An 11,122-nucleotide genomic window follows, 5' to 3' on the forward strand; every position below is an offset into this window, starting at 1 on the left:
ACCCATGCCTTCCTTGGCCAGGTGGCGAAGCGTCGCGACGTCGTCGTCGGTCAGGATGGTGGCGAGCTTGTCGCGGCGCTCCATCGGCAGGATGCCGGCAAGCGCGTCGAGCTGTAGGGCGCGTCGCGTTTCGGTCTCGGCCGAGAGCAGGGATGTCGAGGCCACGGCTGCTCCTTGTGCGGCTCGCGAAAGCCGATTTCATCGACCAGAGGCCCGGCAGATGTCGCCGGCGGGCTTTTGAAGCGCCAGAATCGCCGATTTCCGCAGGCATGTCCATCACTATCGATAATAGGTTCTTATCGATAGTAATGTGTAGACTTTGGGTGGTATCGACGTGAAACAAGGCAATGGCTATTTAGCTTGGCTATGATATCTTTATAGGTGTGAATTCAGATCGCTACGACTTCTCCAGCGCTCAGCGCCAAGCCCTGGCTTCGGACTGCGCCGCAGCCGCCGAGGCCGCGGCGGTCGCGCTCGCCCGCCTCGACGAGCGTCTGCTCCGCGCCGAGCCCCTTTTGGCCGAGGGGGTTCGCCAGCGCGGCCACGCCTTTGAAGCCCAGGCGCTGATCGGGCTCACCGGGAGCCTGTGCCCGCTCGAGGATCTCGTCTTGCACGACGCCGGCATGGATGTGCGCAGCCCGACCCGCGAGATCGCCCGGGCCGCCGCCATGCTCGACGAGCGCCGGCGCCTGGCCCGGCGTGAGCCGGCCGAGGTTTTGAGCCCAAGCGCCCTGCGGCAGCGGCTCGGTATCGACGAACCCGAGGAAGAGGATCGGAGGAGCAGGAGGACGACCCCATCGGGGACCGCGAAACAGGTCGCGGCACCCTGGGACCGGATCGATCGTGAAGAGGACGATGAGGACCAGGCCGATGAGGATGATCTCGGCCGGAAGGAGGAGGACGATCACGGGGATCCGGCCTTTGCCGAAATCGACGCGCTCTTGGCGCGCACCCGAAAAAAGCTCGATGCCTGGAACGATCTGTCCTCCGACGCGGGTCGCAAAAGCTTGACTTTGCGCGATCCCGGCTATGACGCGGCCGGGCGGCTTTCACGTTGGGAAGCGATCCTGGAGGAGGGCAGGGGGCTGCCGGCCGCGCTCGCCGCCGCGCTGGCGCTCGATGCCTGGCTTTTCCTCGAGCCGTCGGAACGCGCCGGCGAGCTCGGGTTTGCGTTTGCCGCGACCGTGTTGCGTCAGCGGGGGCTGGCGGACGTGCATCTGCCGGTGGTTGGGGTCGGGCTGAGACGGGGGAAATTCAGGTGGAGCCCGCACCAAGCGCTGCCGGTGCGGATTGACGGGCTGCTCGGCGCCTTTCGCGAGGCGGCGGCGTTCGGGCAGGCCGATCTCGATCGTCTGTCGCTGGCGCGGATTGTGATGTTGCGGAGGTGTGAGGGCAGGAGGGGGAATTCGAAACTGCCGGAATTGGTCGATCTGTTCGTCGCGTCGCCATTGGTGACGGTGCAATTGGCGGCGGCGCGCCTGCAGGTGACGTCGCAGGCGATCGAGGCGATGCTGAAGGAGCTCGGCGGCAGTCTGCCGCGCGAATTGACCGGGCGAAAACGTTACCGGGCCTGGGGGATTATGTAAGTCCGCAGGCGATTTTCAATCTGCGGGAGTTTGATTTCAACTGCGGCACTCGAACGGTGCCGATGATGCCGATGGAAAGGGTCGGGTACAGCCCCGTGCTTCTGACACTTCGCTCCAAGTAGAACTCGGCGGCTAGCGGCGTCCTGGCGCGACCAGATAACACTGGCGCAGAACCAAACATGAACGTTATACTGCTTGAAGGGGAGTGGGCGTGAAAAAGATCGGCCGCGGCGACATCATAGGGCAGCGTGGCATGGCTCATATCGAAGGCGTAGTGCTTTCGATGGGCTTCATGTTCTATCCCACGGGTGGCGTCGAGGCCGGTATCGACGCTTTCGTGGAACTGAGGGACGCCGAGACCAGCGAGGTTGGCAACCTTCTGCTTCAGGTCCAGGGCAAGGCGACGGAAAAGGATCGCCTGCCGGGCGAAACGGAAGACGCCTTCGATTGGCCGTGCTCGGACGCGGACATTGCCTATTGGACCCAAGGCACGGCGCCGGTTCTGCTGGTCGTCGTCCATCTGAAGAGCGGCAAGGCGTATTGGAAGTCGATCAACGGTTGGTTCGCCGATCCGGAACGGGTCAAGACGCGAAAGGTCGAGTTCGACAAGAAGGTCGATGAATTTACCCCCGACGCAAAGGCGGCTCTGACCGCCGTGGCCGTCGCGGTTCGGCCCGGCGCGCCGAGCCCGAGCGTTCGCATTCACGAGCAACTTCTCACCAATCTCGTCGGCGTGAATTTCGCGTCGAGATTGTACTGGGCACCCACTACGCTCAAGACCGACAAGGCGTTCGGCGCCGCGCTGCGGGATCTCGATCCAAATGCCGGGTCGGAATGGATCGTGCGAGGAAACGCGGTGATGTCCTTTCACGATCTGGACCGGCGTCCCTGGAGCCAACTGTGCGAGTCGTCGGCGATCGAGGAGTTCGACATGTCGGAGTGGTCCGACAGCGAGGACGAGGATCGTCAGCGCGATTTCGTCGCGCTGCTCAACCGCGCGATCGATTCGTTCGTAAGGCCCGAGCTCTACAAAGATCGCGATTCCGGGGTGTTTTACTTTCGAAAGCCGCGGGACCGGGACAACTTGCACTTCTCCTACCGAAGCCTTCAGGTCACCACGACCCGCCGCGTCGTCGGCCGGTACGGCAGGAAAAAGAAGGACCCGACGCGGGCGTCTTATTGGCGCCACTCGGCCTTCACCCACCGCTTCGTGCGACTGGGCGGGAAATGGTTCGCCGAGATGACGCCGACCTACCACTTCACCCACAACGGCAAGGACACGGATGCCTGGGCGGGCGAACGCCTAAAGAAAATCAAGGAGCTGGAGAACAATGCCGCCGTGATGGGACAGTTCGTGATGTGGCGCGACTTCCTCGTCAAGCATGGGACAGGCGACCTGCTGAGCGAGCGGTACCCGTTCCTATCGTTTTCGGAGACAGCCCCGCTCGAACTGGGCGTGGGCGTGCCGGACGCGCTTTGGAAGTCGCAGGAGGCCGACCCGTCCTCGCCGCTCTTCGAGTTCGCGCTTTCGGACGAGAGGGACGAGGGGGCGATCGATTGAAACTGACCCATCTGGAAGAACCGTCGCTCGAATTCGGTGGCGCCTTCCGCCACCCCGACATTCGCTTCGGCATCATGGATTACGGCCCGTTCGACCTGGGCATGGAGGGGGCGCCGAAGAGGATCAAATTGGGGATCGTCGGCAGCGCCGAGACAGTCGAGGGAACAGCGCGCTGGCTGGAGACGTGCACGACAGGGTTCTCGGCGAAGAAGAGCCGTCAACCGAACCTCTTCCCGCCGTTTCCCGGAACGGGGTTCGAGGAAACCTTCCGCTGCGAATTCGTCACGTCGGACGAGCTTCAGGGCGTTCTGCCTCCGCGTGAGATCGCGCGATTGGCGGCGATCCCCGGCCAGCGCGAGATGACCCGGGCCGTGGTCGAAACCATCGCGGACGAGATCGGCGTGCTGTCGGAGCGTACGACGAGGCCCGACGTCGTGTTGGTCGCCTTGCCGATCGAGATCATCGAACGAACCTACAATGCCCGCGACGTCGGCGGAGGGGACGAGTCGAGCGGGACGGAGGCCGGCGGCGACCTGGACTTCCGTGGCATGTTGAAGGCAGCCTGCATGCGCCTTCGTATCCCGATCCAGCTCCTGTGGCCCACGACGTTCGATCCGGCCTACAAGATCCCTCGCAAGCTGAAGGAGAGCAGCGAGCGTCGGACCCAGGATCCGGCGACGATCGCGTGGAACCTGCTCACCGCGGCCTACTACAAGGCCGGCGGACTACCCTGGCGACTTGCACGCGACGCGCGCCAACTTCGTACGTCCTTCGTGGGCCTGAGCTTCTACAAATCCATCGACGGCGACCACGTTCACACGAGCACCGCCCAGATGTTTGACGAGCGCGGCGAGGGGCTGATCCTTCGGGGAGGCCGAATGGTGGAAAGCGAAGAGGATCGAAAGCCTCATCTGACGGCCGAGGACGCTTACTCTCTCTTGAGGGAATCCCTCAAGGTGTTCAGGGCCCAGCACGGGCATTATCCCGCTCGCGTCGTCCTGCATAAGACGTCCCGGTTCGACCGGAACGAGCTCGACGGCTTTCACAAGGCGATCGACGAGCGGGACATCGACTACGCCGACTTCGTCTGGGTCCAGAGGTCCATGACGCGCCTGTACCGCATGGGAGTGTACCCTCCGCTTCGCGGCAGCTTACTGCGCTTCGACAAGGATCTGGCACTCCTTTACACGCGCGGGAGCGTCGAGTTTTTCCGGACGTATCCCGGAATGTACGTGCCGCGACCGCTCATGCTGCGTTGCCAGGCCCTGGGGCAGCCACTCCAGCACATCGCGGAGGAGACGCTCGCCCTGACCAAGATGAACTGGAACAACACGCAATTCGACAACGCCTTGCCGATCACCATCGCGGCCGCGAGAAACGTCGGCGAGGTGCTGAAATACGTCGGCGAGGGACAGGAGATCGCGCCGCGTTACAGCTTCTACATGTAGCCGATGAAAACCGCAGGCGATCGAGCCCTGCTAAAAGAAGTCGCGGCAGTGCGCCACACGAACCCGATGGCCGGACCCCGTCTTAATTTTGAGGAGATGCGGGTGAAGACACGGATTTCGCTAACGGGCATCTCGGCGACCCAACCCCACCGGACATCTTCGACCGGTGGTAAAAGCGTTACTCGTTATCCCGCATCGCCTTTCATCCGAATTGAACGCTGTGTCTTTCTTTAGGAGACGCTCTTGTCGCTAGCCCATCAGACGCTTATGTCCGATGGGAGGGGTCATATATGTCCGCTTGCGGAATATTGCGGATCGCCATAACCGGCTGCATTTGTTGGCTTCAACAGCTGACAGGAAACCTATCATGACGACGGAAGCCGAACAACCTGCTGAAGACGAACCCGCATCTGCCTCCAAGGCGCCGAAGAAGGCCTCGGCTGAGAAATGGGGCCAGGCCGTCATGGATCTGGGATTTTGCGTCGTGCCATCGCTGCTTCTGCGCGCGCAGCGTCGGCTGAATCTAAATCCTAGCCAGCTCGCGGTGCTACTGCAGCTTTGCGACTTCTGGTGGGACAAGGAGCGCAAGCCATTCCCGAGCAAGGAAACCCTGTCGCAGCGCCTCAGCCTGAGCGAGCGCCAGATTCAGCGCTACATTGCGGAACTGGAGCAGGAGGGGCTGGTTCAGCGTATCGAACGGCGCGCGAGCAACGGCGGCAAGCTCAGCAATACTTATGATCTCACCGGGCTCGTGAAGAAGCTGCAGGCGCTCGAGCCGGATTTCCGGGAGGCCGAGGAAACCGCCCGGGCGGCGCGCAAAGCGGTCGCCAAACGCGGCTACAAATCTCCGAAGAGCTCCCAGCCCTCCAAGGAGGCTGCAGCGTGATCGTTGATCAGTGGGAGAGAACAGCCTCTAGAAAAGCTGAGCCCCGGGTGCGTGCCAACGGCAGAGGCGGTCCCAGGGCTTACAGGAGGTAATATGGGTGACCCGGGGGCACTAGTCAAGAACGCCTTCTCCTATACCGATGCTGTCATCGATGCTCTGGAGACATCGCTGTCGCCGGAGCGTATGGCGACGTATGTCGGCCGGGCGGACGGGGACCGCGAGCGGGCGGTTCGTCTCTATACTTGGAACACGGCGGTGAGTGCAGCCTTCTATGGCCCGCTTCAGGGGCTGGAGGTGGCCTTGCGCAATGGCGTGAATCGCGAACTTGCAGTTCGTTATGGTGCCGACTGGTACGACAATCCGGGGGCGGGGCTGGATACCGGAACGCTTGCGAGGATTTCCGCAGCCCGCGCGGACTTGCGGCGTGACGGCTATCCCGACGATCCGCCCCACATGGTGGCGGCGCTGTCCTTCGGATTCTGGGTCGCTTTGCTCGGCCCGGGCGGGCGGCTACCCGGTTTCGGCAAGGCCAATTACGACATGACTATCTGGCGTGCAGGAGTTTTCAGAGCATTCGCGCACGCACGGCTGAGCCGCAAGGCGGCGCACGCCCCGCTCGACTATCTGCGCACCTTCCGAAACCGGATCGCACATCACGAGCCCATCTTCGACCGGCACCTTGCTGCCGATTATGCGTCTCTGCTGCAGGTCGCCGGCTGGATCAGCGCTGAGACGCGAGCCTGGATCATGCACCATAGCCGCGTGCCCGGTGTGCTGGCGCAGTCTCCCGATGACGCTGACCTCTTGTTCTGACGCCCGCCGATGTCGCTGCTCGCTGCCACCCAGATCCCGAAACCTGCCGATGAGCAGGCGTTCGAGCGCGCTTCCGTCGTCTTGTGGCGCGGTCTGCTCAACGATCCTTCAGTCCAGCGAAATGGCCGCCGTGGCCAGCGCCAGAATGGCGTCGACCTTTTCGGCATCCGCAACGGCGACGTCGACTCGTATGTCGGCATCCAGTGCAAACTGAAGGGCGAGGGACATGCCCTATCAGAAGATGAAGTCCGCGCCGAGGTCAATAAGGCACTAACCTTCAAGCCGCCGCTCAAGGAGTACTACGTCACCACGACCGCGCCGGACGACGTTGCGATCCAGGAGCTTGCGCGGGAGATCACCAGGGAACTCGCCACGGCCGGCACGGCGATGCGCGTGTACGTCTATGGATGGAATACGCTGGAGGAGCGGATCAGCGAAGACGCGCCGTCGCGCAAGGCTTTCGATCCGACCTATACGCTCTTCAGCGAGGAGATCCTCGCCGAGACTAGGTCGATGTCCGCTGGTCAGAGCGAGATACGCGAGGACCTTGCTGCCGGTCTCTCCCGTATGGAGTCGATGTTCGCGGAGGTGAGCGGCAGGCTCGCCAATCCGCCCGGCGACAGCACCATCGAGATCAATACCGTCGAAGCACATCTCGATGCCCAGATCGACGAGTATCGCGACCTCAACAACAGCGGCAAAACACTGACGGCCATGCCGCTGCTGGAGCGCTTGCTGGCGCGTGTCGGGGCCTCCGCCTCCGGCCGCATCCTCTTTCGCATCAAGGCGAATATCGGCCATTGCCTCCTGGCACTGGGCAAGGACGAGGAAGCGGCTGCCATGCTGCTCGCGTCATTTGACCACGCCCCGAGTGAGCCTAAGGCGATCGCCAATAAGGCCTTCGGCCTGCTGCTCCAAGGAAAATGGGAAGAGTTGCTCGTATTCGGAAAGTTAGAGCTCGAAGCCGATTCCACGAATGAATGGCTTGCTGGCTATCTCGTCCAGGCCGCCCGATTTGACCTGTCTGTGACCGGCCCGCTCGAATTGGTTCCGGAACCGTTACATCGAACCTCGGCGGTACAGATCGGGTGGGTCGACTTTGTCAGGCGCCGTGGACAACTTGGCGAGTGGTGGGATGCCGCGCGCCAGGCGCTCGCGATGCATCCCACCGACCCGCATGCCGTGCAGTTTGCGGCCGAAGCTGATCTCGATGAAATCCTGACCAGCCAACGTCTTCAGCGCATGCGCGCTCTGTCGCCCGGGGAGCGAAAAAAGCTGGAGGCGGCGACCGCCGCGCTCACCTCGCAATGGGATCGCGAGCGCGCAACCGACGGTCCCTTGCGGCCGGAAGATGCTGCCGTGTGCGGAAACGTCGTGGTGGGGCTGGTGGGGCTCGGCGAATTCTCCACAGCACTCGACGTTGCGCGCCAAGGCCTCGCTCTTGCGCCTGACGACGTGGACCTGATCGTCCGCGCGGCAATGGTTGCACTCGAAGCAGGCGATGACTTATTCGCGGCGGAACTGCTTCCGAAACTGCCGAAGACCGCCGACAGCGTGGTCATGAAGTTTCGCTTTCATGCGGCGCATGCAGATTGGAAGGCGGTCGTCGATCTTTTCGAGAGCGATGCGGCACTGATCCCCCCGACGGAGGAGCCGATCATCTCGATCACCGCAAAGCTGGCGGCGATCAGGATCGGCGTCGACGACCCCGATGAGCGTCGACGGCAAATCGCGATTGTTGCCGAAGACGCGTTACGCGATCCCCGTGCCAGCATTGTGGTTGCGGATTTCGCGCGTCGCGAGGGAATGGAGGATATTGCCGATGCCGCTTTCGATGCGGCTCTCAAACAGATTGACGGCGACAGCCATGCAGCCGATCGCCAAATGGTGGCACATCACGCCAACCGGCGTGGCGAGGCTGCGATCGTCGTCGATTTGCTGGATGGCAGGGTCGCGGAAGACCACGACAGCGATGAACTTCGAATGCTGGCGCGGGCCTTTGTCAATGACAGTCCGATCCGCCAGCGTGCGCTTACTTTCTTCGCCCGCCTCCCCGCAACGGTGCGCGAACTTCCCTATTACCTGCATGCCGAAGGGTTGCTGCACTTCAATCGCGGAGCGTTGGCCGAAGCTGAAGCCGCGTTGCGGAAGGCCGCAGCGGCTGAGCCCGATCTCGACAACTACATTTCCTTGTTTTCCGTCCTTCATCGCCTCGACCGAGGGGATGAGGTCAAGGCGCTCGTCGACGGCATCGATTTAGCGACGGTCACGGGCACACCCACCCAGAAGATGTTCCTAGCCCAGGTGATGCGAAAAATCGGCGAGGGGTCAAAGGCGCTTCGATACGCTTATGACGTGCTCCAGTCGGCTCGCAATGATCAAAAGGCCGTTCTCCGCTATTTCGGGTTGATCATGATGGACCCCGATGATGGTCCGATCCCATCTGCGGAGACCGTCGCCGTCGACACCTGGGTCAGGCTCGAGAGCGACCGGCATGAACGTCATGCCTTTCTCATCGAGGAGGGACGAGATCGTCCGGCAGACGATGTCGTGAGCCCAACCCATTCGATGGCTGCGGCCGCTTTTGGTCTCCGGGTGGGCGACGAATTCGAGATGCCAGTCGCGCTCGGCGGCACGCGGCGATGGCGCGTCGTCGAGATCAAGCACAAATTTCTCCATGCCCTCCACGACGTCATGGGGAATTTTGAGAACCGGTTTCCGGACGCCAAGGGCTTCTACACGATCACCATGCAGGAGGGTGATATTCAGCCCGCGCTAGAGCAGGTGCGGCGGGGAGCAGAGAGCAATCGCAATCGCGCCGATCTCTATCTCAAGCACAACTGCCCAATCAGCTTTGTCGTCGCGAAAGGCGAGCGGGATACGATTCGGTTCGTCGAGTACATCCGCTTCCTCGATTTCGATATTCGCACTTGCCTAGGCACGGAACCGGAGCGGTTGGCTGCCCGTAGTCTCTTGGACACCCATCGCCGGTCGGGGGTAGTGCTCGACGCCTACACTGCCTGGACAGTGTCTACGATGGATGCCTTCGATGTGCTGCAATCCGTTTGTGGGACGCTGATCGTCCCACAAACCGTCATCGACGAAATCAAGAACCTGCGGGACGAGCAGGAGACACCTGCCGGGCGATCGATGACTATGACCTGGCACAATGGCGAATACGTCCGCCAGGAGCACACGGCTGAAGATATCGCCGCGCGGCGCGACTACATCATCGAGCAGCTCGCGCGGATCGAGGCCACCTGTGAGGTTCGCCCCGTTGTGGCTCCCGACCATCCCAGGGAGGTCGCGGCCGCGATCACCCAGACCTTTGGTGGCCATGTTCTCGACGCTGCCACCCTCGCGGGAACGGATCATCTTCTCCTCTCCGAAGACATGTACTACCGACAGTTCGCGGAAGCTGCCTGCTCGGCGAAGGGCCTTTGGCTGCAGCCGGTCTTCTCGCTCGCTCACGAGATCGGCGCGATCGATGCTCGCCGCTATGTCGATCTTGTTGTCAAACTGGCCTGGCGTCGTCACGGACACCTTTCCCTAAACGTAGCCACGATGTTCGCGGTTCTCCGCGCAGACCCCAAGAATGGGTTGGAGAACTTCCGGGCAATCGCGAATTTCATCGGGACACGGAACGCCGATCTTCGATCGCATATCGAAGTCACGATCACGTTTCTCAACCAGCTTTGGCGCGAGTCCGATCGATTTGATCTGCGCTGCATGCAAGCGACGAGCGTTCTTCTTGAGCGCATTATTCGTTTCAGATCGGGAAACGTGGCGCTCGTTCTTGGATTCCTCAAGCGCGGCTGTTCTCCTGACGTGCGTCAATACATCGACCGATGGATCACCGGCCATTTCCTTCCCGCTGGGGAGGTAGCGGCCGCTATTCGCGAGATCGAAGATGTTACCCGGCAGCTGCGGGCGAAACAGACCGAAGGGAAGCGGGAGAAGCCGATGCCCGTGCTCGGCAAGAGACGGCGGCATCGGAAAAAGCGTAGGTAAGTCACGGCGTCACCCTTCGGGCCGGGCTGTCGGCGAAGCTGAAGCCCCTGCAGGTCTTCACCCATCCGGGCGTCCATCCCTGACGCGGGCCGGCAGAGGCGTCGGCATGAGCGTCTCACTCAGACCCAAAGTACCGATATCGGTGCAGCGTTGAGCTTTTCCCCGAAAGGCAGCACATACTTTCCATCGTAGAGCACAATCCCTTGTGCAAAACGCGATCCGACACGGTCCTTCAATCGCCGCAGCCCTCGAAAATCTGACGCCTGCACGCTCGACGACGCTTTCACCTCGATCCCCAGGACAAGACCGGCACCGTTCTCGATGACGAAATCGACCTCGACCTGATCCTTGTCGCGATAGTGCGAGATCATAAGTTCATCGTCGGCCACTGCGGCAGCCTTCGCCAGTTCGCCAAAGACAAAACTTTCGAGGGCTGAGCCCAATGGCGAGCGATCCAACGCGAGCTGAGCGGTCGCGAGGTTCAGCGTTGTCGCAAGCAGGCCGGAATCGACAAAGTGAAGCTTCGGCGTCGAGACGAGTCGCTGCGTCTGATTGCCGGACCATGCCGGGACGCGGCGCACAAGATAAAGCTGCTCGAGCAGACGGACATAGCGGTCGACGGTCTTTCCGTCGAGCCGCGCATCGTTGCCCAACGCCGACCAGTTGAGGAGCTGGCCAGCCCGCGCCGCTAGCAGCCCGAAAAGGTCGGGAAGGCGGTCGAGCCGCTCGGCCGAGGATATCTCGCGCGCATCCCGTTCCATCACCGACCGCAGATAGGCGCGGTGCCAATCGCGTCGCCGCCGCTCGCTCGAGCGAG

At 62.2% G+C, this 11,122-nt stretch carries 7 protein-coding genes and 1 pseudogene; 6 read left to right on the forward strand and 2 right to left on the reverse strand.

The window, feature by feature from the left end; translation table 11 throughout:
- A pseudogene (locus AE618_RS28935) lies at positions 1-165 on the reverse strand (integrase); the annotation flags it as partial.
- Between the two features lie 218 nt (positions 166-383).
- On the opposite strand from AE618_RS28935, the gene AE618_RS22910 reads away from it, so the two are divergent.
- The 6 genes from AE618_RS22910 (at position 384) to AE618_RS22935 (ending at position 10,305) form a co-directional block, all read left to right on the forward strand.
- Positions 384-1,586, forward strand: a complete 1,203-nt coding sequence (locus tag AE618_RS22910) for an RHE_PE00001 family protein (protein WP_054211398.1) — start codon at positions 384-386, stop codon at positions 1,584-1,586.
- 211 nt (positions 1,587-1,797) lie between these two features.
- Positions 1,798-3,147: a DUF4365 domain-containing protein gene (locus AE618_RS22915; protein ID WP_054211403.1), complete on the forward strand. Its 1,350-nt coding sequence runs from the start codon at positions 1,798-1,800 to the stop codon at positions 3,145-3,147.
- On the forward strand, positions 3,144-4,595 hold the full coding sequence (locus tag AE618_RS22920) for an argonaute/piwi family protein (protein WP_054211399.1): 1,452 nt from the start codon (positions 3,144-3,146) through the stop codon (positions 4,593-4,595). Before AE618_RS22915 ends, AE618_RS22920 begins: the two co-directional genes overlap by 4 nt.
- Before the next feature lie 367 nt (positions 4,596-4,962).
- Positions 4,963-5,481, forward strand: coding sequence for a helix-turn-helix domain-containing protein (locus AE618_RS22925; protein ID WP_054211400.1), 519 nt, complete (start codon positions 4,963-4,965; stop codon positions 5,479-5,481).
- Positions 5,482-5,574: 93 nt separating this feature from the next.
- Positions 5,575-6,294 (forward strand): hypothetical protein, encoded by a 720-nt coding sequence (locus AE618_RS22930; RefSeq protein ID WP_054211401.1) that lies wholly within the window; start codon positions 5,575-5,577, stop codon positions 6,292-6,294.
- 9 nt (positions 6,295-6,303) lie between these two features.
- Positions 6,304-10,305: a tetratricopeptide repeat protein gene (locus AE618_RS22935; protein WP_054211402.1), complete on the forward strand. Its 4,002-nt coding sequence runs from the start codon at positions 6,304-6,306 to the stop codon at positions 10,303-10,305.
- 119 nt (positions 10,306-10,424) lie between these two features.
- Here AE618_RS22935 and AE618_RS22940 read toward each other — a convergent pair.
- A partial coding sequence (locus AE618_RS22940; protein ID WP_156330443.1) for an ATP-binding protein occupies positions 10,425-11,122 on the reverse strand: 698 nt, incomplete at its 5' end.

The organism is Allobosea vaviloviae (genome assembly GCF_001298265.1).
Lineage (GTDB): Bacteria > Pseudomonadota > Alphaproteobacteria > Rhizobiales > Beijerinckiaceae > Allobosea > Allobosea vaviloviae_B.